Annotated in this window: 21 protein-coding genes; 10 read left to right on the forward strand and 11 right to left on the reverse strand. The window is 34.0% G+C overall.

Going from position 1 to position 22,598, the window contains the following annotated elements:
* Positions 1 to 266 precede the first annotated feature (266 nt).
* Positions 267 to 1,250, reverse strand: a complete 984-nt coding sequence (locus C5L23_RS08360) for a biotin--[acetyl-CoA-carboxylase] ligase (protein ID WP_010008299.1) — start codon at positions 1,248 to 1,250, stop codon at positions 267 to 269.
* Between the two features lie 441 nt (positions 1,251 to 1,691).
* Between C5L23_RS08360 and hisG the strand changes: the two genes are divergently transcribed.
* The 10 genes from hisG (at position 1,692) to C5L23_RS08410 (ending at position 10,151) form a co-directional block, all read left to right on the forward strand.
* The gene (gene hisG, locus C5L23_RS08365; RefSeq protein WP_010008301.1) at positions 1,692 to 3,302 is read left to right on the forward strand and encodes an ATP phosphoribosyltransferase; all 1,611 of its coding nucleotides are present in this window, start codon (positions 1,692 to 1,694) and stop codon (positions 3,300 to 3,302) included.
* Positions 3,274 to 4,551: a histidinol dehydrogenase gene (hisD, locus tag C5L23_RS08370; RefSeq protein ID WP_010008303.1), complete on the forward strand. Its 1,278-nt coding sequence runs from the start codon at positions 3,274 to 3,276 to the stop codon at positions 4,549 to 4,551. Before hisG ends, hisD begins: the two co-directional genes overlap by 29 nt.
* Positions 4,552 to 4,562: 11 nt before the next feature.
* A complete protein-coding gene (gene hisB, locus C5L23_RS08375) occupies positions 4,563 to 5,147 on the forward strand; it encodes an imidazoleglycerol-phosphate dehydratase HisB (protein WP_010008304.1) in 585 nt (194 codons plus the stop codon).
* Complete coding sequence (hisH, locus tag C5L23_RS08380) at positions 5,147 to 5,782, forward strand: imidazole glycerol phosphate synthase subunit HisH (protein ID WP_010008305.1); 636 nt, start codon at positions 5,147 to 5,149, stop codon at positions 5,780 to 5,782. Before hisB ends, hisH begins: the two co-directional genes overlap by 1 nt.
* A complete protein-coding gene (gene hisA / locus C5L23_RS08385; protein WP_010008306.1) occupies positions 5,779 to 6,513 on the forward strand; it encodes a 1-(5-phosphoribosyl)-5-[(5-phosphoribosylamino)methylideneamino]imidazole-4-carboxamide isomerase in 735 nt (244 codons plus the stop codon). The genes hisH and hisA overlap by 4 nt, the downstream gene beginning before the upstream one ends.
* Positions 6,514 to 7,281: an imidazole glycerol phosphate synthase subunit HisF gene (gene hisF, locus C5L23_RS08390; protein WP_133264701.1), complete on the forward strand. Its 768-nt coding sequence runs from the start codon at positions 6,514 to 6,516 to the stop codon at positions 7,279 to 7,281. It abuts the gene before it with no gap.
* Positions 7,271 to 7,609, forward strand: coding sequence for a phosphoribosyl-AMP cyclohydrolase (gene hisI, locus C5L23_RS08395; protein WP_133264703.1), 339 nt, complete (start codon positions 7,271 to 7,273; stop codon positions 7,607 to 7,609). Before hisF ends, hisI begins: the two co-directional genes overlap by 11 nt.
* A 3-nt stretch (positions 7,610 to 7,612) precedes the next feature.
* Positions 7,613 to 7,936 carry a phosphoribosyl-ATP diphosphatase gene (hisE, locus tag C5L23_RS08400; RefSeq protein WP_010008310.1) on the forward strand — a complete coding sequence of 108 codons (324 nt, stop codon included), beginning with the start codon at positions 7,613 to 7,615 and terminating at the stop codon, positions 7,934 to 7,936.
* 18 nt (positions 7,937 to 7,954) lie between these two features.
* Entirely contained in the window at positions 7,955 to 9,037 is a 1,083-nt protein-coding gene (gene hisC / locus C5L23_RS08405; protein WP_010008311.1) for a histidinol-phosphate transaminase, read from the forward strand.
* Positions 9,038 to 9,155: 118 nt separating this feature from the next.
* The gene (locus C5L23_RS08410) at positions 9,156 to 10,151 is read left to right on the forward strand and encodes an AI-2E family transporter (protein ID WP_010008312.1); all 996 of its coding nucleotides are present in this window, start codon (positions 9,156 to 9,158) and stop codon (positions 10,149 to 10,151) included.
* 58 nt (positions 10,152 to 10,209) lie between these two features.
* On the opposite strand, the gene C5L23_RS08415 is transcribed toward C5L23_RS08410, so the two are convergent.
* From C5L23_RS08415 to C5L23_RS08460, 10 genes are all read right to left on the reverse strand, one after another.
* Positions 10,210 to 11,070: a glycosyltransferase gene (locus C5L23_RS08415; protein ID WP_133264705.1), complete on the reverse strand. Its 861-nt coding sequence runs from the start codon at positions 11,068 to 11,070 to the stop codon at positions 10,210 to 10,212.
* Between the two features lie 68 nt (positions 11,071 to 11,138).
* Complete coding sequence (locus C5L23_RS08420) at positions 11,139 to 11,372, reverse strand: accessory secretory protein Asp4 (RefSeq protein WP_133264707.1); 234 nt, start codon at positions 11,370 to 11,372, stop codon at positions 11,139 to 11,141.
* Entirely contained in the window at positions 11,372 to 12,697 is a 1,326-nt protein-coding gene (gene gtfB / locus C5L23_RS08425; protein ID WP_010008318.1) for an accessory Sec system glycosylation chaperone GtfB, read from the reverse strand. Before gtfB ends, C5L23_RS08420 begins: the two co-directional genes overlap by 1 nt.
* Entirely contained in the window at positions 12,694 to 14,202 is a 1,509-nt protein-coding gene (gene gtfA, locus C5L23_RS08430; protein WP_133264709.1) for an accessory Sec system glycosyltransferase GtfA, read from the reverse strand. The genes gtfB and gtfA overlap by 4 nt, the downstream gene beginning before the upstream one ends.
* 29 nt (positions 14,203 to 14,231) lie before the next feature.
* Positions 14,232 to 16,607 carry an accessory Sec system translocase SecA2 gene (gene secA2 / locus C5L23_RS08435; protein WP_133264711.1) on the reverse strand — a complete coding sequence of 792 codons (2,376 nt, stop codon included), beginning with the start codon at positions 16,605 to 16,607 and terminating at the stop codon, positions 14,232 to 14,234.
* Between the two features lie 10 nt (positions 16,608 to 16,617).
* Positions 16,618 to 17,616, reverse strand: a complete 999-nt coding sequence (gene asp3, locus C5L23_RS08440; protein ID WP_010008323.1) for an accessory Sec system protein Asp3 — start codon at positions 17,614 to 17,616, stop codon at positions 16,618 to 16,620.
* A 9-nt stretch (positions 17,617 to 17,625) separates the two neighbouring features.
* Entirely contained in the window at positions 17,626 to 19,161 is a 1,536-nt protein-coding gene (gene asp2 / locus C5L23_RS08445) for an accessory Sec system protein Asp2 (protein WP_010008324.1), read from the reverse strand.
* A complete protein-coding gene (gene asp1 / locus C5L23_RS08450) occupies positions 19,154 to 20,752 on the reverse strand; it encodes an accessory Sec system protein Asp1 (RefSeq protein WP_133264713.1) in 1,599 nt (532 codons plus the stop codon). Before asp1 ends, asp2 begins: the two co-directional genes overlap by 8 nt.
* Before the next feature lie 51 nt (positions 20,753 to 20,803).
* Entirely contained in the window at positions 20,804 to 22,066 is a 1,263-nt protein-coding gene (gene secY2 / locus C5L23_RS08455; RefSeq protein ID WP_010008325.1) for an accessory Sec system protein translocase subunit SecY2, read from the reverse strand.
* Between the two features lie 97 nt (positions 22,067 to 22,163).
* Positions 22,164 to 22,598, reverse strand: a 435-nt coding sequence (locus C5L23_RS08460) for an LPXTG cell wall anchor domain-containing protein (protein ID WP_133264715.1), incomplete at its 5' end; no start/stop codon positions are given.

Here is a 22,598-nt window from a genome sequence, read left to right on the forward strand (position 1 = left end):
GCCCGAGGAAGCTGGTTCAATATCAGAATATATGGTTTCAACTAGATTACTATTGTGCATCTAGTTGAACACCTTAAATAATGGCTTCAGCTTTAGATGCGAACTATTGTGTCCGCATCTAAAGTTGAAACGGACACTACCTAAAGAAAAAACCATAATAATAATTTGAATTAACTGATAAATGTTGAACCATTATAAACCCTTTCTGTGAATCGATTAATTATTTTTTTATTAAAACACAGCGTATTCTCTTTGTCAAATGGTCATTAGCCTTTGTATGAATTATTCGGCATCATGAGTTTTGTAATTTCTCCTGAATTAATTGTTATCGTGCCCGTACCATTATCAATCACTAAACCACCATCATCATCAATTGAGATAATTTGACCTATTATTTTTTCTTGACCGCGTTGTATTTCAACGTTTTGTCCCATACCAACAACTTTCTTTCGATAAGTTGCCATATACTGACCATCTTGATAATTCTGATACATAGCAAAGAAATGATCGATAAGACTCGCAACCACAACATTACGAGACACCTTTAAATCATCAACTAAAGCCCCTGCTTTTTGTGCAATGGCGTCGGGAAAGCCTCCTGCAGGTGTTGCCAAATTCATCCCCACACCAACAATTAATGACGAAAAATGTTGACTCTCAAAATCAATGACTGCTTCAGTTAAGATGCCCCCTACTTTTTTGTCACGATACAACAAGTCGTTAACCCATTTAAACTGTAAATCAATATCAAAAATACTTTTTACCATCTCAGCCACTGCAACCGCTGTACTCGTCGTCAGGCGTCCTGGATTAACCTGCGTACCAATTGGCAATGGCAAAGCAAACGTCACATATAAGCCTGTATCTTTTGGTGAAAAAAATTGTCGACCTAATCTGCCAACGCCGGCCGTCATTCTCTCACTAATAATCACAGTATTTTCTGTAATCTTCCCGGCTGATAGCATTTCTTTAGCATATATGTTGGTTGAATCAATCGTTTCAAAAACTTGTAGGGCGACATCATGTTTTAGATAACGCTGAATTGCCACCGCTGCAATTTTATGGCCAGGTAAATAACGATACCCTTGTCCACGATTACTTTCAATCGTGTAACCTTGTATTTCTAATTTCCGGACCGCCTTCCATATCGATGTTCTCGTTATATTGAGTTGTGTTGCAATCACTTCACCCGATACCCATTTTGCTTCTTGATCAACCAGTAACGCCAACAATTTATCAGCCGTGCTCATTATTTACCCTCCACATTAGTAACCTTGATTTTAATTAATAGTTAACTGATTTTACCATGTCAAAGATGAATTAAAAAATATAAAATATGAAATTACTATTGACAAATCATTATAAAAATATAAACTATAGTTAATAATTTAATATTAGCTTTTATCGAAACCGCCATACCATTTGTTTTGTTAAGAAAGTATTCTACTTGATGCGATGAATACCAAAACAGGCTATGACAACACATTCGATCGGCTTAGTATTGAAACGCAGTAGGTACTAACGGTTTGGTCTCACGTTATCGAGAACACCTGTGTTAGCAGGTTATGAGGACTCATCTTAATAGATGAGTTAAAAGTAAGGTGGGACCGCGATGAATCGCCCTTGCAAGCAATTAAGTTTGTTTGCAGGGGCGATTTTTTTAGTTAGTTAATACTAGCAAGGAGGCATTTATGGAAGGATTACCCGCAACAAGCCGTGATGAATTTGGTGAGGAATTGTTAATTAAACAAAGCATCGAACATCACTTTAATCTCATTTTAAATCAAGCACATTTTTTACCCATTGCCACCCCTTTTCTAGAAAAAGGTGAAACACTTCGTCCAGATAGCATGTATTTATCCGGAAAAGATGGTGAACTATTCACATTAAAATCTGATATGACACGCCCCTTGTCACGATTCTTAGCAACTAATCATATCAATTACCCTACTCATCTTTATTACTTTGGCGAAACTTTCACACCGCCAACACAATTATCGGGTCATTATAACCAACAGACACAGGCTGGTTTTGAAATTATTGGTGAGACCAGTTGGGCTGCCGAACAAGAAATCCTGCAACAGACATTGAATCTCATGGCAGAGCTAGATGTAACTGATTTGGAAATTGAATTGAGTGATGCAAAATTAGCAGATGCTGTACTGGCAACCTATCAGTTATCACCACAACAAATCACTTGTTTGAAGGATGCTTTATTTAATAAAAACATGACGCAATATCGTCAAAAGCTCAAAGCCTATCATCTTATCGACGATACTTTCTTAGTCAATTGGCCAATGGCCTTTGGATTACGAGGAGATGCGTTACTACCACTGCTACCCGATTCTCCCGAAATCAACGCAATGAAAACACACTGGCAAGAACTCATCAACAGCGTTAAAGCTTTCAACAGCAATATTAAAGTCCATGTTGATTTAGCTGCTCGACCACTAAAATCGTACTACACAGGAACAACGATTCGGACGTTTTCACAGCATGTTAGCGAGTATATCTTTAGCGGTGGCCGTTACGACCAACTACTTCAAGATCATCGTGGTTGCTTACTACCTGCTGTTGGTATCGGTATCAATGTTGATGCGCTAGCAACACTCAAAGCGCATACAAATAAGCAACAACCTGAAAAAGATAACTTAACCTTTGTTTTGGCAAAAGGCCGCGTTGAAAAGGCCGTTCGTCCGTTATTAAAAAACGCTGGCATTGACAATAGCGCACTAGAAAATCCTGAACGTAAATTAATTTTCCACTCTAACGATAACAAATTGACTTTTATTTTAGTTAAAGCCGATGATGTCGTGAAATATCTAGATGCCGGCATTGGTGATATTGGTATTGTCGGTAGTGATACGATGGCAGAACAACCTTTTAACCACTATGATTTATTAGATTTAAACGTGGCCCGTGCCCAGTTCGTCTTAGCCAGTACACATGACTTTCGCCATCATATTAATATGCGACCAAAAATTGCGACGAAATACCCCACGATTACACGACAATATTTCGATAAGCAAAACAAAGATATACAAATTATAAAACTCACTGGCAGTGTCGAGCTGGCACCGTTAACGGATTTAGCTGATGCCATTGTTGATATTTCACAAACTGGTACGACACTGAAAGAAAATAATCTAAAAGTGCTAGATGAACTCAACGATGTTTCAGCACACCTTATTGCTAATAGAATTAGTGTTCGACAACAACGCGCATTCTTTAATGAATTAATTTATAACCTATTAAATATATTGGAGCCTAACGATGAAAATTTATCAAAATCAATCAACTGATTCACTTATTGCAGATATTTCAAGTGTCACTAATCAAAGTATCCCTGAAGAAATTAATCGACGAGTTGCTGAGATTATTACTACTGTTCAAGCAAAAGGTGACCAAGCCCTTTTCGATTATTCACAGCAGTTTGACAACGTCACCTTAGACACACTACAAGTTGCCAAAGCAACGATACAAGCAGCATATAATGAAGTTTCTCCTACTGTCATTAGCGCTTTAGAAAAAGCAGTGATCAATATTACGAGTTTTCACGAACAAGAAAAGCGCAGTGGCTTTGTTGATATGCCCAAACCAGGTGTCATTCGTGGTAGCAAAGTAACACCCCTTAGCGCAGTTGGTGTTTATGTTCCTGGTGGTACTGCTGCTTATCCATCAAGTGTACTCATGAATGTTATTCCAGCCAAAATTGCCGGTGTTAAGCGTATTGTCATGGTGACACCACCGCAAAAGACAGGCATCGATCCCGCTGTTTTGGTTGCTGCTGATTTAGCTGGTGTGGATGAAATTTATCAAATTGGTGGTGCTCAAGCTATCGCTGCATTAGCTTATGGTACTGAAACGATCCCACAAGTAGATAAAATTACTGGTCCTGGTAATGCTTATGTTGCTGCTGCTAAACGTCTTGTTTATGGACAAGTGGCCATCGACATGATTGCTGGTCCATCTGAAATTGGTATTTTGGCTGATGATAGTGCAGATGCAAATGATATTGCAGCCGATCTATTGTCTCAAGCAGAACACGACGTGCTAGCACGGGCTATCCTAGTAACCAACAGCACAACATTAGCAAATAATGTTGAAGTTGCATTAACTGAGCAGCTCAAAACCCTACCACGAAAAGCCATTGCCCAAGAAGCTATCGATAACCGCGCTAGTATCATCATCGTACCAACTGTTGCAGAAATGTTCACCATTATGAATGCCGTTGCACCTGAACACTTAGAAGTTCAATTACCAGATCCTATGCAATATTTAGGTGATATCCAAAATGCCGGTTCTGTCTTCTTAGGTCGTTATGCATCTGAACCATTAGGGGATTACTTAGCCGGTCCTAATCACATTTTGCCAACTAGTGGTACCGCACGCTTTTCTAGTGCTTTAAGTGTCAGTGATTTTCAAAAACACATCCAATTCACACAATATGATCAACGTGCCTTGCAAGAAGATTATCAAGATGTTGCAGCTATTGCACGCCAAGAAGGTCTCGAAGCGCACGCCCGTGCAGTTGAACAACGCTTTAATTAAAGGAGAATAACATGCGCACAGCAACAATCACACGCCAAACCGGTGAAACAACCATTACAGTTCGTTTAGATCTTGATAATCCCGAAACAATTCAAATCAATACTGGTATTGGCTTTTTAGACCACATGTTAACCTTATTTGCAAAACACGGTCGCTTTGGTTTATCTGTCGAAGCAACTGGTGACTTGTATGTTGATAGCCATCACACAACTGAAGATATTGGTATCGTTTTAGGGCAAGCTTTCCGCGAAGCACTGGGTGACAAAGTTGGTATTGAGCGTTACGGACAACAATTTGTGCCAATGGACGAAACACTCAGTCGTGTGGTTATTGATCTATCCGGTCGCGCCTATCTTGTCTTTGAAACACAATTCACTGCGCCAGTACTCGGTACTTTTGAAACAGAGGTTGTAGAAGATTTCTTCCAATCATTTGCTGATAATCTAAAAGCAAATCTACACATTAGTGTCCTTTATGGCCGAAATACACACCACCAAATTGAAAGCATCTTCAAAGCTACTGGTCGTGCATTACGCCAAGCTATTACTATTAACCCAGAAATAAAGGGTGTTAATTCAACTAAAGGAGTCATTTAATGGCAAAAACTAATATCGCTGTCATCGATTATGGTGCCGGTAATATTCTCAATGTTCTCAAAGCCTTGTCATATATCGGTTTAGATGCAACATTCACCCAAAATCCTGATGATATTGCCAATGCCGATGCCATTATTTTACCTGGTGTCGGTGCCTTTGCCCCAGCAATGGCAGCGTTAAATCAACGCCAATTGATTGCACCAATTCAATCAGCAGTTCAACGTCAAATACCACTATTAGGTGTTTGTTTGGGTATGCAACTACTATTTGATAGTTCAACAGAACATGGTGACACGAAGGGCCTTGGTCTGATCCCCGGTGATGTTGTCCCCATCCCCACAGATTTAGGCGTCAAAGTACCACATATGGGTTGGAATAAAAACCACGTTACGCAATCTCACCCACTAGCTAACCCTATTGATGATGAATATACTTATTTCGTTCATTCTTACTATGCCAAAACGCAAGCAAAATATATTCTATCTGAAACCAATTATGGCATCGCCATCCCTAGTCTCGTTGGCTACCAAAATGTTTTTGGGGCACAATTCCATCCAGAAAAAAGTAGCACCATTGGCTTGGAAGTATTACGTCAATTCGGCCAATATGTTAACGCAAATAAGGAGTCCATATGATTATCCCTGCTATCGATTTATATCAATCTAAATCTGTTCGCCTCTATCAAGGCGATTTTGACCAACTGAGTATCATCAATGACAATCCCGTACAACAGGCAATGGATTTTGCCAATGCCGGCATTCAAAAATTACATCTTGTTGATTTAGATGGTGCCAAAGCAGGTCGCCCCATTAATCAAAAAATTATTGAAGCCATTGTGCAAACTACATCTTTGAAAGTCGAAATTGGTGGTGGTATTCGCGATGAAGCGACAGCTGATCAATGGCTATCAACAGGCGTTGATCGTATTGTATTAGGTTCGGCTGCTATTCAAGACCCTGATTTACTGTCTACTTTAATCCAAAAATACGGGCCAGATCGTGTTGTTGTTGGTGTCGATGGTAAAAACAACTTAGTGGCCACTGATGGTTGGCTTAAACAATCTCAACTCAGTTTCGGTGATTTAATTGCTGCAATGTTCGCACGTGGCGTTCGTGAATTTATCGTTACAGATACAACGAAAGATGGTACATTATCCGGTCCTAACGTTGCACTGTTGCAATCACTTAATATGCAATTCCCCAATGCTAATATTATTGCCAGTGGTGGTATTAGTAACATTGACGATATTATTACCCTTCAAAAAGCTGGCATTAATGATATTATCGTTGGGAAAGCTTTAGCTACAAATAATATCACCTTAGCTGAAATAACAGCCCTATCTAATCCCATTTCAGGGGGAAAATAAATGACATTAGCCAAACGTATTATTCCTGCCTTAGATGTCAAAGATGGTCAGGTTGTCAAAGGTATTCAGTTCCTTAATCTCACAACAATTGGTGATCCTGTTGAAATTGCGAAAGCCTACCAAGATCAGGGCGCGGATGAATTAGTTTTCTTAGATATTACAGCAACTTTTGAAAATCGAAATATTATGACATCAGTCATCCAAGCTGTGTCAAAAGAAGTTTTCATTCCTCTCACAGTGGGCGGTGGATTAAGAACGCTAGATGATATCAAAGCTATTTTCCATGCCGGTGCAGATAAAATTTTCTTAAATTCTGCTGCCATTCAAAACCCAACTTTAGTTCAAGAAGCGGCACAATTATTTGGTAACCAAGCAGTTGTTGGTGCCATTGATGCTCGCTTCAATGCTGAAAAACAATTTTATGAAGTCTATCGTGTTGGTGGCCGCCAAGCAACTGGAATCAATGCGTTAGATTGGGCTGAACAGCTTGTGTCATACGGTGCTGGTGAATTGCTTGTCACAAGCATGGATGCTGACGGTACCAAAAACGGTTATGATATTACCCTATATGATCTGCTCACCCAACGTGTTAATGTCCCCATCATCGCTAGTGGTGGTGCTGGTAAAACTGATGACTTTATTGATGTTTTTCAACAGACTAATGTCGATGGTGCTTTAGCCGCTTCTGTCTTTCATTATGGCGAAATTACTATTCCAGAGCTTAAGACCACACTACTAAAAAAGGAGATCCCTATTCGTGTTAAATAATCCACAACCAGACTTTTCAAAAAATGGCGGTTTACTACCAACTATTATTGTTGATAACAACACACAACAAGTACTGACCCTTGCTTACATGAATCAAGAAAGTTTTGAAAAAACACTTGAGACACAACAAACATGGTTTTACTCACGTTCTAGACAAACACTATGGCATAAAGGTGAGACTTCTGGACATACACAACAAGTCGTTTCATTGACCTTAGATTGTGATCAAGATACGCTGTTGGTCAAAGTAATTCCTAATGGTCCTGCATGCCACACTGGTAGCACATCATGCTTCAATCAATCTATTCCAATAAAAAAGGAGTCTTAAAAAATGGCACAACAAACATTATCGGAACTTTACGATCTCGTACGCTCACGCAAAGAAAATCCAATTGAAGGCAGCTATACGGACTACCTTTTTAACAAAGGACTTGATAAAATTCTTAAAAAAGTTGGTGAAGAAAATACCGAAGTTATTATCGGTGCGAAAAATACCAATGATGAATTAATTTTTGAAACAGCTGATTACCTTTATCATCTAATGGTATTATTAGTGGCAAAAGATATCCCACTTTCCGCAATTGAAGCTGAACTTGGTAGCCGTCTTGACCAACAATCACGTTTACACGAGCGCCCTAATATCGATAATCTTTAATCAGGAGTAGAGCCAATTATGAAACCCACCATTAAAAATATACAACCCTATGTAGCCGAAGCACCTGTTCAAGCTATCCAACAAGCCTACCATCTAGACCACATTGCGCGTTTATCAGCTAATGAAAACGTCTATGGTGCCAGTCCGAAGGTATATGAAGCACTACAACAACTTAATCAAGATGTCCTTAACTATTACCCTGATGGTAACGCCAATGATTTACGTCAAGCGCTGAGCCAATTAACTGGCATTGCTGATGAAAAATTCTTATTTGGTAATGGTGCTGATGAACTGATTAGTTTGATTAGCCGCGTCTTCCTAACATCTGATAGTAATATCGTTATTCAGGCGCCTACTTTTGGTGCTTATCGTACCGAAGCCAATATTGAAGGTGCTGAAGTACGTGCCATTCCCGTTTTTGAGCAAAATGGTCATACTGATTTTTCTGGGATGCTGGATGCCATTGATGAAAAAACTAGTTTAGTTTGGTTAGTTAATCCCAATAATCCAACCGGTGTCTTTGAACCGGTAACTGATATTGAAAATTTTCTCAATCAATTACCATCAGACGTCGTACTTGTTGTTGATGAAGCTTATTATGATTTTGTTAACAATCAAAAAGCGACTGCTTTGCCACTATTAGCAACTCATGATAATTTAATTGTTGTACGGACACTTTCAAAAGCCTATGGCTTGGCTAACCTTCGCATTGGCTGGTTAGCAACTAATGCAACGATTCACCGTGATATTAATGCCATTCGAGCACCATATAATCTATCTTCTTATCAGATTGCTGGTGGTGTTGCTGCTATTGAAGATCAAGATTATTTGCAGAAAGTAGTCGCTGGTATCCAAGATGAGCGAACAAAATGGCTAGCAGTTTTAGATAGCCTCAATGTTCCTTACTATGTTTCAGATACCAACTTCCTTTGGTTTAAAGTTGCTGACGCCAAACGATTAGGTGAACAATTATTATCACAGGGTGTTCAAGTGAATAGTCGTCTTAATCCACAATGGATTCGAATTGCAATCGGTTTGCCTGAAGATAATCTTCTTGCTCAAAAAATTACCAGTAAATATATTCACACTGCAGCACAATAAATATCAATAAAAAGAGTATCCCTAACACTACATGGCATACTTTTTTTTATTTTCATTATTTCACGCCATAAACCATTGATTTTGTATATAATAAAGCTATTAATCATGGGGGAATTTTATGCATTTAATTGAATCTATTAACCGGCGGATACCTTTTCGTTATTGGGTATTGCTCATCAGCATCATACTCATTGTATTATTACATCATTTTATGTCGTTACTACTACTGACAACGATTTTCGCCTATCTCGCGATGACCTTAGCTAAGTATATCGGCCGTTATTCAAAGCTTTCGCACGGTTTATCCGTCACTATTGTCTATCTTATTGTCATGACTGCGTTAATTTTAGGTATCAAACATGGTGCTTCTACATTGATTCAGCAAGTAGACAGCATGATTCATCTCGCACAACATATTAATTGGCACAAAAATGGTATTTTGAATGAGATTTACAAAAATGGCCATCAATATACTTCATTTATTAGTACGAACCAATTAATTAATACTGGGTTGTCACAACTAAGTCACTTCGGGCACATTATTTATGAATTAATTTTGGCCCTACTCTTTAGCTTTATTTTTAGTATTACTTATCCCAAACTTAGAAATTGGGGCAAAAACTTCATCAATAGTCCCTTTAAAATGTTCTTTGGTGAATTTTATATTATTGCCCATCGTTTTATTACAATTTTGGGTAAATTGTTTGAAGTACAACTGATCATTTGTGTCATCAATACAACATTAATGATTAGTGCACTAGCCATATTACAATTTCCTTATTTATTAGGCTTTAGTATCATGATTTTTATTTTGGGATTAATTCCAGTTTTCGGTGTTATCATATCCTTAATTCCATTAACTGTTACTGCGTTCATTATTGGTGATTGGCACACTGCCTTGGTGATCATTCTATGGGTTGCCTTTATACATTTATTGGAATCCTATTTCCTACATCCACACCTAATGTCACAAAAAACACATATGCCAATTCTAGTGATCCTTATAAACTTAATTATCATGGAACGCTTATTAGGCGCCTGGGGATTAATTGTTGGACTGCCTATTTTAACCTTTTTACTAGACTTCTTTAGAATTCAAAAATTTAATGATTGATATGAAAAAAGCCCCTTCATGGGGCTTTTTATGTTGTCTATGTTTATTAACTGTAATCCTAATCAGGTAAAATTTTTTTCAACTCCATTGCCTTTTCCCACCAATCAATATCATATTGATCTCGATAACCCACTAAAAGATTAGATGGCTTTGGTACTGGTAAAAAATGTTTAATTTTAATATGGTACGCTGCTTCTATCAGTGTTTTTTTATAACTCTCCGGAACATCCCAATGATCTAAAAATTTTACATTTTCTTGATAATTATATTCATGTGCTAATATTAAAATATTCGGATTAAACTTTTTATTAATTAATTCTTGATCTGGGAAACTAACAAAATGGCCGTTGTTAATATCATTTACAAGATCAAAAATAGTCCAGTTCATCGCATAACGTTTATTATTAAATAATATAACACCAGAATTAATATACTTTGAAGAATCAGAAATTTTATATATTTTATTATAATGTTGCAAAGCATCTTTGTCTGAACTATTTAAATAATGAAATATATCTAAAACTCCAGCAACAGTAGCGTTTTCTATTTGATCAAACACTTCATGGATATCAGTATAAATCAACGTATCAGCATCTAAATAAAGCATTGTATCAAATTCTTGAAACTCTATGGGGATACCCAATCTTAAAAAAGTTACTGCTGGAAATCGTTCTGAAATATTATTATTAATTTGATTAATCCATTTTGGAAACCGCCAAAATGATATTTTGATTTGTGGCTTACCATTTAAAATGGGTAGTTGGCGTATGGTGGATTGTTGATAATCAAATGTTTTATCTGTGAAAACTAAAATATCTAATACTTCTTCAGAAATATAATGATCGATAATAGATTGAATGGATACAGCTACCAGCCATTCATAGTGACCACTGTAAGTATAGAACACAGCTTTTTTCATTGAAAACTATTCCTCTCTAAATTTATGAGCCAACTAAATTTAATAGATAGTTCAAATACCATCTACTATCATTTAACAAAAATTTGAAGAATAATGGTAATTAAGCCAGCTAATATACCTGCAGCCACCACAACAGCTAATAGTATTTGTATTTTTTCATATTTATATTTTTTCTTTTTGCTTTTTATCGGTTCATACCGTATTCGGCTCAGACGTTCATCAATTGATTTTTGTATTGGATCTTGTATAAAACTATCTCTATTATTTTTGTCACTTTTATGATTCCTAACATCTCCACCCATTAACCTATACCATTTTGATAATCCATACTGCTACTTTGATTAACATATTTTTGTTGCTTTTTTAATTCTGATAATAAATATGAATGACTGTCTAGGCATTCCTTTATTACATTAATCAACTCTACACTGTTCTTTTGATCGAATATATGCTCAGGTGATATAAACTTTTTATTGTGTATAGTATTTTTAAAAGTTAACACTAACATCCCATTTAAATAAGCTTGCCGAACAGCATACTTTATTTCTATTCCATGGTTAATATCCAAATAGAACGAACATTTTTCAAACAAATGACTAGCATCACCTTCTTTAATGTTTGGATATAGTACCACATTATGATAATTAGATAGCTCCATTAACTTGGACGACATTTCCGTAAGAGCAGCAATGTGAAAATTTATTTTCGGCAGTGACTCAATAATTGTACTAATTGCTTCAATACTATCGGAATTTGTTAGTATCAGTACATCTAATTTTTCTCGATTAATATTTCTTATTGGATATATAAAGCCTAAGTACGATATTTTATTTATTAGGTCTGGGTATTTCAACTGTATATTTTGATAATCACTTTTATTTTGAAATATTACTTTTTTAGTCCTATTGGGATTCCGTAATAGCGTTATCATATTGCCCGGTAATTTGAAGTCATTAGGCAACGACTCTTGCCAAAATAAAATATCATCCCCTGGTTTAGATAACTTATACGAAACAAAAAATGGGATAGATAAAGAATTATATAAAATACGATCTATATTACCAAATACCTTATTCAAATAGAAATTTACAAATTCTACACGTGATTTAAAAAGATGAATTTGTTCATGTGTATTTAAAATAATATCTTTAGTCATATGATTTTCAACGATAACTTCATAATGACCATTATTATAATAAGTAGTCATTGTTGGCTGCTTGTTTAAATTATAACTAGTACGAGCAAATTTGATACCAAGTTTACTATAGTGATCAACAATGCGAATATTACCATCTAAATCCAACCATTCTACCCTTTGAACATAGCGTTTATTTGTTATATTGGGAGCGTAAACAATACTAGCTCTTTTATTATTATCTTCATAAATGGCAGCGCCATTATTATTTCCACGAATTTCCCAAAAATCAGGACATTTAACCTGATTAAAATATAAAGGTTCTCCTTCCCCTTTATAGATACTTGCATAATAGGCAAAGGGGGACGTTACATCGTCTGGTAAAAATCCATTTTCATCAATGACCACAGTTGGATGAGTATACCCAGACAATTGTAACGATTGATGAAGATCAATACTTTCTTGCGAGTAATTATCAAATAAGTTAATCATTTAACACCTACTTCATTAATTAGTATTTGCCATCTTTTCTCAACTTCCTTTACCAAATATTTCTCAGCAATCTTATAAGAATTCTGAGAAAAATCAGATAAATCATGTTGCTCAAATAACGTGATAATTTTATTACTTAATTGTACAGCGATGTCCTCTACATCACATGACTTATTAAAAGGAATTAAATACCCATTTTGATTATTTTTAATAAATGTTTGATTACCATAGCGAACATTAAAACCAATCATAGGTAACCCTGATCCAACAGCTTCCATTAGGGTTAACCCGAAGCCCTCACTGGTAGAGGCTGAAATATAAGTATCATATTTTTGATAAATATGTTCTAAATCAACGTGTCCTCTTAATTTTATATAATTCTGTGCACTATTATCTTCAATAATTTTTTTAAGCTTTTGATTTTCTCCACCTTCCCCGTAAATATCAAAAGTAAGATCTGGTATATATTTTTTTGACTTAATTACCGCCTTTATCAACCAGTCCACATGCTTTTCAGTTGCTAATCGAGAAGCCGTAATCAGTGAATGTTTTTTTCTATTTTCTAGAGGGAAGTACAATTGTTTCAAGTTACCGACAGGAATATCAAATATTCTGGGGTTTAGTTTCGTATATTTTGAAAAATGATACTCCAGTAACTTTTTTTGTGCTAAAGTTGCTGTAATAAAAAAATCAATATTATCAGCTTGATCAAATTGATACTCATAAAAATTATTCCACAAAATATTTTTTGTATCAGTTTGATTTTCATTAAAATGTTCTGCATGAACAACAACACCTACTTTAGCTGGTGCACTATATTTTAATATCGTACTTCCTATATTTGTCGCACGATCTAAAATAATAATATCCTGCGTTGTGAAATTAAAACATTTCAACATATATGCAAGCAAGCCTTCTTTTCCATAAATAATTTGATTTTTAAATTTAAAAACAGAGTTTTTCCCATCAACTATTTCTTCAAATGCTATCGAACCATTTTGGTTAAAAAAATGACGTTCATATACATAGGCTTTGTTATCTTTAGGTGCATAATACTCTGAAAATAATTTAGTATATGTGTAATAATCCTTTCGAATTAATTTTCCATGAGAAACAAATTCTGCACGTTCCACCGATTCTTTATTTTTTTTATCCAAATAGGCTGTTATAATTATGTCATCTTTTTCAAAGAAGTATCGAATATAATTTTTACCACGTTCTATGCGATCAAACGTTGTGGGAAATGTAGATTCTAATTGATTCAATGAATATGAAGTGGGTGCAACCTTAATATCAGAAAAATACTGATAAATCCAAATAATTTCATCATCAAAGAAACCAATATTATGCGTAAGGTGCTCAATATTATCACTTGTAATGAGATCCATAAAAATAAACTTTGCCGGTTGCCCCAATTGTCTAAAAATTTCTGCACGATATAATTGTGCATATTCTACCCCGCTACTAGCCCAACCGATACCTAGATTAAAATTATAAACTGTCATATCTACCTCCTTTTTAATCTAAACTAGTCTTATGGAAAAACAATCGTAATTTCACCATTTGATTTTCGTTTAATTGTACTCAACATAATATTCTTTAAGACTAATTGATCAACTTGATGGCGCATTTGTTGATAAGATACAATTGCTTCTTTTTGATATTCATAAAGTGGGTTCTGTTGTGAAAATTTTCTATTAATCACTACGAAACGTAACTGCTGTAAATTATCAACTTGTTCAATCCAACCAGTATCAATGGCTTTTAAAATACAAACTCGCTGAAAGTCAACTGTTTGAGTAACGGAACCGATCATTCTTCTTTTTTCTTTTAATTCTCTCTTTACTATCTCAATTAAACTTTGTTCAACATTATCGGGATCATAATGTTCTAAAATATCATCATTATTTTTCAAATTATAGTTAATATTGTCCAGAATATATCTTTTAAGTATGTTTATTGTCAAATTGTGAGTATACTTACCTAAAAAGTGTTCAATCGCACGTCTACATGCATTAATTATTTCGCTATCTAACATATCTGTTGTCCGCAATAATTTATTTCTTTCACTGTATACTAACTTACGTTGAACTCTCATACTTTCATCAAATTCTAGTGAATTCAAGCGAGATATACGTCCCTGACTCTCTTCAGAAAATTGAGCTTTATCTACAACCCTTTTAAAACGATGTTGCGTCAACTCACGTGGTTTCTTTATGTTTACTTGACCCGAAAACTTCTTATAATATCGAAGAGTACGTTCAGAACCACGTTTAATAATGATATCATCTTCTAGACTAACAAAAAATTGACTGAATCCTGGATCCCCTTGACGTCCTGAACGACCACGAAGCTGTAGGTCTATTCGCTTACTAGTCATACGCTCTGTGCCAATGACAACTAGGCCTCCTAATTTAGCAACACCATCACCTAATTTGATATCAGTGCCTCTGCCTGCCATTGATGTTGCAACTGTAACAGCTCCTAACTTCCCTGCTTCAGCAATAATTTTAGCTTCTTTAGCAGTATTCCTTGCATTTAAAACATTATGAGTAATCCCTTCTCGCAATAACATTTGAGAATAAATTTCAGATATTTCTACTGATCCAGTAGCTAATAACACCGGTTGCTGCTTTTTATGACATTCCTTGACCAAACTAATTGAGGCATATAATTTTTCAGGTAAGGTAACGTAAATTTTATCTGGTAAATCTTTTCTAATGATGGGTTTTCGGCTTGGAATAGAAATAACATTCATGTTATATGTCTCAATAAACTCCTCTTCATTATCCTTTCCAGTACCTGTCATTCCAGATAATTTTTTAAACATTCTAAATAAGTTTTGGTAAGTAATGGACGCCATTGATCGTGTTTGTTCTGTAATGTCAAGATGCTCTTTAGCCTCGATAGCTTGATGCAAACCCGATTGTAATTTTGTACCAGCCATAATTCGCCCATTCTTTGTATCTAAAAGTTTAATCTCCTGATCATCAACCACATAATCTTGATTTAATTTAAATAATTCATGGGCTTGTAAAGCTAATTCTATATGTCTAATTAGAAGATAATTATCATTAGAAAATAAATTTTCTTTTTCAAAAAAGCGTTTTGCCTCACAAATACCTTGCCTAGTTAACCACACATGTTTTTTTTCTTCATCCAATTCATATCCAATATTCTCAGAAAGTGTTGCCACAAATTGATTAGCAATCTTAAATAGGTTAGATTGTACTCGAGGGGATCCGGAAATGACCAATGGTGTTTGTGCATAATCTAACAAAATGGAATCGACTTCATCTAAAATAGCATAATTAAACGGACGCATATATTGATGACTCTGACGATCCACTAAATTTTCTTGTAAATAATCAAATCCAACTGCATCGTTGGTGGTATACAATATATCAGCCTGATATATTTTCTTTTTTTCATCAACACTGTATTGATGATTAGAGTTTTCACTTACACCTACTGCAACGGTCAGACCCAACCATTCATATACTTTTCTCATTTCTGTGGCATCACGTATGGCTAAATAACTATTTGTAGTAATCAACATGACACCATTACCAGTTAATGCGTTTAAATAAATTGGCAACGTAGCAGTTAATGTCTTTCCTTCCCCTGTTTTCATTTCCGCAATATTACCCTGATGTAGTACTATAGCACCTAATATCTGAACATCATAAGGAAACTTTCCAATAATTCTCTTATCTGCTTCCCTAATCGTTGCAAAAGCTTGTGGTAATATATCATCTACCCTTACTCCGCTTTTTAATTTTTGCTTTAATATTGTTGTCTGCTGCTTAAGATCCACATCTGACATTTCAGACATTATTACTGCCCATCTATTCACTTTTTTCAATATTTTTTTTATTTTTCTTAAACGTACATTGTCAATATTAAACATATTTTCCTCTTCAATTGTTGACAAAATCAATATACTTTTGTAAGCGTAATGATTTGTCCAAAATCATGTCAACACATTTCAAAGTTGATTCTAATGCTGGTACTTGGTAGTAAATCTTTGTAAAAGATTTATCAAAATTTGAAGTATTTTGATTAAATTTTTGGTAACCATCCGTATAGATCATATCCCTAGTAGATTTTAATCTTCCGTAATCAGAAGTAACATAAGCATTACTATAGTCAAACTTACTTGAATAATACATGGCAGCATTACTCGATATTGGTCCATAACCAATAAAGTTAATGTTAGAAATTTCGTAACGTGTATGTAAGTGTTCTATTGTTGACAAAATAGCTTCTTCGTACTGATTACTCATATAAAATTGAGCATATAATCTGTTACTGGTAACATGAATAACATCAGAAAATTGTTTAATTAATTTTTCTTGAACATATGCTACTTTGCCTCCTACTGGCTCTGTAAACAATACTTGTAAGCATTGTGAATCTGAACTTTCGTTTAATATATTGGACATAAGCAATCCATTACGTTTGCAAAGCTGATTTTCACTATCTTGTAAATGATTCTCAATTACTAAGTTATGAAAAATAATCTTTTGTAATCCTGCATTAATTAATGAAATTTTATAATAATAAGCATCATCAGGATAAGTAAATGTACCACTTGTCATTTTTACGATTACAATATTAATGATTTTATCGTAATAATCGTAGAATGCTAATTCTATGTAAAGTGTATTATTAGGCATAGATGATGCATTTAAATAAATATTATATTCACATCCCTTTTCTAGTAGAGGTAGCTGGACAGCTGAACGTTGTCCTTGATAATTCCCTAAAGAAGTCCAAGAGTGCAGGCAACTACCAGCAGGAAATAAATTATTTTCAAAAACAACATAATCCTTAGTGACATAATTTATTTTTGATCCATATATATATGTTTTCCCAATATTGTGTTGCCAATAAATAACAAAATTTTGCTTATCCATACTTTATTGTCAGCCTCTTTGAAAATTTTCAGCTAATATACGTTGATATTGAGATAAAAACCAACTATTGATTGCAGCTGAATTGTCATTATGGCGACCTGGAATACCTTTACTAATTACAATAGCTTTACTATCACTTAACTTTTCAATCAAATTTTGATATGCATTAGCATCATAATCATCGTTTTCCATGTAAGCAATAGCAAATCTAGTGTCATCAAAATTAGCCTTATTAAAACTATTCCAGAATCGCTGATTCAAGCGTTCTATATTATCACTCGACGTTCCGTCCTCCATAGCAAGCAATAAATCTAACGAAGTTGGAAAAATATTTGGTCTGATTAATTTTTCATTCGTTGCGATATCTCCCAAATTTACTAAAGGTTTTCCAACAATAACAGTTGCAGGTTTTATTATACTAGCATAGTATAATGCCCCAAATGTTCCCATAGATAGACCAGATAGGATAAGTTCCTTTCTAGTAAATCCTAGCTCAATTAATTTTTGAGAAATTGTGGAACTAATATGATTTTCAAGCTCATCACTACCACAATAAAATGCTCCACCCTCAAGACGAGGATCTGTAATTAATAAAAAAGGTGCCCCCAATTTTTTCATCATCCAATATCCTTCAAAACCCTCTGCGGAACGATAACCAGAAAAATATACATTGAGTGGTGGCTTCATGTCACCAGGATAAAAATAGGACATTATTTCTTCCTGATTGCTATCAGCAAAACGTTCTCCACCTAAAACAAACTGACCAAATTTACTTCTTGAAAGACGGTTATGTAAATTTCCTATCTTAATCGTACCTTCACCTTGTATCTGTAAAGATAGTGCCAAATAATAAGATGTATTTGCATGGTTTTCAATAAGTAAAGGCAATTTCATTTGACTATCTTTTATTAGCCATTGCTTTAAAATATTAGAACTCCCTTGTTCAATCATTTGTACACTTAGTCCAAGCTTAATACTAGGATCAGTTTTATGTTCTAACCATAGTTCATGATTATAATCAGAATTTGCTGGAATATTATATTGCCACGATAATGTTGGTGTTAGCGTTGCTCCAAATTTACCCTTAAGCACTAAATTAACATGTCCATTATATTGAATTTGTCCTTTAAAATTAGGTGATATTTGAATACTACTAACATCCATCTTATCGCCGTACTGTCCTTCAAAAAAATATTTAACTAAATCATATAGGACTTTTTGCATATTCCTTATATCAATTTTTTGTGCTTTATATTTATCAAGTAATGTTATTAGTTGTGAATTTTCAACTAATTGTTCTTTATCAACCAAAATAGTATATGGGTTAGCTATTTTAAAAATCATCTCGTAATCTTGTAGAGTATCTACATCAGTCAATAGAATCACATCAAATTCAGGATTTTTATTTTCTAACAAATTATAAATATAATCCGATACACATTTGTTAGATGTAAAAAACCAGTTAATAGGTTGATCTGTTAATTCAGGTTTATTAGTCCAATTATCATTTCCAATCTGTAGCACACGAATTACTTTTTTATTCATATTTTTCACCTAATATACTTTTCCACTTTGTTATTATTGAGCCATTTGTATATTGAGAAATCTTTTGTACGGAATAAACTAGTGCTTCATTCCAATGACGTAAACCATTGAGATAATATTCAATACTTTCTTTTAATTCAGATAAATTATTTATAATTAGACCGTTTTGTTTATTAACAACATATGGGGATTCTGTAAGATTAATTTGCGGAATACCTGCACTGATACCACCAATTTGAGCATAAATATTTGGTTTATCGCTCACATCAATGATTAATCGGGTATTTTTAAATGTTTGAATAATATCATTCTCTGTTCTAATTTGCTTAATATTTATACGTTTATACAAATCAATAATTGTCTTCTGTTGCTCATCTTCGCCGGAGTAGTTAGTGATATACTTATCGATTTTATTTTCATCAGTTTGATCATTAATTTGCATATACTTTAAAATAATACTTTGATTGACATTAAAATATTTTGCGAAAGCCGTCGTAATATAATTTTCAATTTTTGCTACTTCGTTTTCTTCAATACAAGCAATGTCTAAATAAATTAGTTGGTTTTCTATCATAGAATTTAATAATATATTTAATACATTATCTAATTTGCTGGGTGGAAGTTGCTGTATAAATAAAAATATTTTCAATTCTTTATACTGCTGACTATTTCCTAATTGAAATCTAGCATCGTATGGCGGTACATGTTGTAATTTACTTAACAAAGCATGGTTTCCCTCCTCAACAATAAGGTTCTTTATTTTATTTAATTGCCACTGTGTATCTACAATTGTTAAATCTGCAACGGATAATACATTGATTAATTCTTGTTTATTCTCGGCATAATTATATCTATTTCTAAAAAATGATAAAACAATCTGTCCTGGTCGATTTTCCAAGTTTAATAATAATTGATTGTACTTAGAATTAGATGCCACCACCAGCACTGAATTCTCAAGCTCGTCTGAATAGCCAAAATGATTCTCAATCATTTCTTTTATAAGCTCATTTAAACTAGAATAATTATCATATTTAAATCGATTTTTAATCATCGGATTAACAATAATATTTTCTAAATTAGACACGTAGTTTATACGTACTTGCCATATACCTAATAAATCTAAATAATCTTGATATGATTTCTCACCATTCGTAAAGTAAATAATACTAGATAGAAATCCCCTGTCATCAAAAAGAAGTTTTTTTTGTATTTGTTTATTATCAAAATAATTTATTTCTGATAACTGCCCCCCAATACCAAAAGAAATATTAGCATACATTCGTTGATTAATTACTACATTAATACGAAATGGTGTATAAATAAATTCTGCGTGATCAGGCCACTCAATATCAGTAAAATCAAGTAGCTTATGACTAACATTCTTTATGTTTTGTATTTCATCAAATACAGACCAATATTCTTTTACAAATAAATTCTTCTGGTACAGAAAATATCTTATCTGTGGCGAATATTCCAGAATTATTGTCTCCAAATCTTCATGTGCTATTTCAAACATTCTAATTTGATTGACAGTGTCATCAAAAGTCGTTAGTGAATTTCCCTTATTCCAATATGGTACAAAATAAAACATGTAATTCCATTGCTCCTAAATAAATATTAATTTGATACAAAAGATAAATTACTACTCAAAAAATAATGCATCATAATTATTTTTAGTGAGTAATGCACCTATTTGATCATTAATATTAATTATTAAACTAACCAAAATGATTACAGATCCCACTGCAAGTGCATACTGAGTATATTGTTGATCAATAACACCTAGATATAATGGTAAGCCAGCTACGATAATCATATATATTGCACCAACCGATGATAATCTGAACACTATTTTGGTGATATACTCTTGGGTTTCTTCCCCAGGCTCAACATTATTAATATAGTCACCACTTTGTTGTAAATCCTCTGCAATTTGCTCTGGATTTATATTAATAAATGCAAATCCAATAGATAGTATAAAAAGAATAATAATGTAAGCAGTTACACCTATCGGTTGTGTAATATTAGTATTTATTAATAAATACTCAATTATAGTGTTGTTAGGTAGCCAATAATCCAGTGCCTGCAAAATATATTGCGGCAAAACAAGCAGTGTCATACTGTACATTAGGGGCATTCCCCCAGCTGGATTAATTTGAATTGGTAAATATGAACTATGATAAAAAGTTGTATTAATCATTATTTTTCTAATAGGTACTCTCCGTTGTGCCCTTTGAAATGTAACTGTTAACAGTACCAAAAAGATCACACCACTACTAATAACAGCAATCTTAACTAACAAAGTGATATCGAAACCACTAATTATATTTTCCACAATATATTGCGTTACATATGAAGGCCAGTTGACTATCATACTGGCTAAAATTAATATTGTTGGTCCACCAACGCCTAATCTTTCATTCATGTTTGATAACCAAATTAGAAATACAGCACCTGTCACCATAATAAGACTAATAGTAAGCATTGCACCAAATTTTGATTGCCCAAAAATACTGATATCATAACTAAATTTAAGATTATTCACTATTGCTATTGACTGTATAAACCCAATAAGAATGGCTAATATCATTTTTAAAAAGAATGCATGTTCCAAAGGTAACTTATTAAGATCAAACTTTTTTGTCATAGTTATTACTCGCCATAAAATTAAAGCGGACATCCACGGGCCAAGTCCCAAAGAAAATAAAGACATTCTACTTATATCACCACCAGTTGTTCCACTAACAATTTGAAGTAAATACTGATTATTTAAAAATTGCAATAAATATTTTATATTAACACCAGGAATTAATATGTTTCTCCCAAGTAGAAAAATGAAAACAATCAAACTAGTCCATGCAATTTTTTTGAGTAAATATATATTGTTCGTATTCTTTCTTTTCAAAACAAACTCCGGACTTATTTTATATAAATTTATAAATATGTACTATTGAAACGGCCTCAATATGTTATTAAGGCCGTTCCAATAATATTAAAGTTGGCTATTTATCATTTTTGTTTTTTCTGGATTTTTTAAATATTGCTAACCCAGCTAATAGACCAAAGCCAGTAAAAGTTAGCCCATTAGATTTTGCGGTTCCTGTATGTGGCAAAATCTTATTTTCATGTTCATGATCTTTTGCAAACTCTGAACCAGATTGTGATTCACTCGTGCTTACTGATTCTGAGCCAGATACGGATTCGCTTGTACTTACTGATTCAGAACCGGATACAGATTCGCTTGTACTAATTGATTCTGAGCCAGATACGGATTCACTCGTACTAATTGATTCGGAGCTAGAAATAGATTCGCTTGTACTTACTGATTCTGAGCCGGATACGGATTCGCTTGTACTTACTGATTCTGAACCGGATACGGATTCACTCGTGCTTACTGATTCTGAGCCGGATACGGATCCACTCGTACTTACTGATTC

This window comes from Leuconostoc fallax (genome assembly GCF_004354645.1).
In the GTDB taxonomy this organism is placed as follows: domain Bacteria; phylum Bacillota; class Bacilli; order Lactobacillales; family Lactobacillaceae; genus Leuconostoc_B; species Leuconostoc_B fallax.

Excerpts from the sequence above, each read along its gene's own strand:
- C5L23_RS08360 (WP_010008299.1), bottom strand. The coding sequence starts at position 1,250 with ATGAGCACGGCTGATAAATTGTTGGCGTTACTGGTTGATCAAGAAGCA.
- hisG (WP_010008301.1), top strand. The coding sequence starts at position 1,692 with ATGGAAGGATTACCCGCAACAAGCCGTGATGAATTTGGTGAGGAATTG.
- hisD (WP_010008303.1), top strand. The coding sequence starts at position 3,274 with ATGAAAATTTATCAAAATCAATCAACTGATTCACTTATTGCAGATATT.
- hisB (WP_010008304.1), top strand. The coding sequence starts at position 4,563 with ATGCGCACAGCAACAATCACACGCCAAACCGGTGAAACAACCATTACA.
- hisH (WP_010008305.1), top strand. The coding sequence starts at position 5,147 with ATGGCAAAAACTAATATCGCTGTCATCGATTATGGTGCCGGTAATATT.
- hisA (WP_010008306.1), top strand. The coding sequence starts at position 5,779 with ATGATTATCCCTGCTATCGATTTATATCAATCTAAATCTGTTCGCCTC.
- hisF (WP_133264701.1), top strand. The coding sequence starts at position 6,514 with ATGACATTAGCCAAACGTATTATTCCTGCCTTAGATGTCAAAGATGGT.
- hisE (WP_010008310.1), top strand. The coding sequence starts at position 7,613 with ATGGCACAACAAACATTATCGGAACTTTACGATCTCGTACGCTCACGC.
- hisC (WP_010008311.1), top strand. The coding sequence starts at position 7,955 with ATGAAACCCACCATTAAAAATATACAACCCTATGTAGCCGAAGCACCT.
- C5L23_RS08410 (WP_010008312.1), top strand. The coding sequence starts at position 9,156 with ATGCATTTAATTGAATCTATTAACCGGCGGATACCTTTTCGTTATTGG.
- C5L23_RS08415 (WP_133264705.1), bottom strand. The coding sequence starts at position 11,070 with ATGAAAAAAGCTGTGTTCTATACTTACAGTGGTCACTATGAATGGCTG.
- C5L23_RS08420 (WP_133264707.1), bottom strand. The coding sequence starts at position 11,372 with ATGGGTGGAGATGTTAGGAATCATAAAAGTGACAAAAATAATAGAGAT.
- gtfB (WP_010008318.1), bottom strand. The coding sequence starts at position 12,697 with ATGATTAACTTATTTGATAATTACTCGCAAGAAAGTATTGATCTTCAT.
- gtfA (WP_133264709.1), bottom strand. The coding sequence starts at position 14,202 with ATGACAGTTTATAATTTTAATCTAGGTATCGGTTGGGCTAGTAGCGGG.
- secA2 (WP_133264711.1), bottom strand. The coding sequence starts at position 16,607 with ATGTTTAATATTGACAATGTACGTTTAAGAAAAATAAAAAAAATATTG.
- asp3 (WP_010008323.1), bottom strand. The coding sequence starts at position 17,616 with ATGGATAAGCAAAATTTTGTTATTTATTGGCAACACAATATTGGGAAA.
- asp2 (WP_010008324.1), bottom strand. The coding sequence starts at position 19,161 with ATGAATAAAAAAGTAATTCGTGTGCTACAGATTGGAAATGATAATTGG.
- asp1 (WP_133264713.1), bottom strand. The coding sequence starts at position 20,752 with ATGTTTTATTTTGTACCATATTGGAATAAGGGAAATTCACTAACGACT.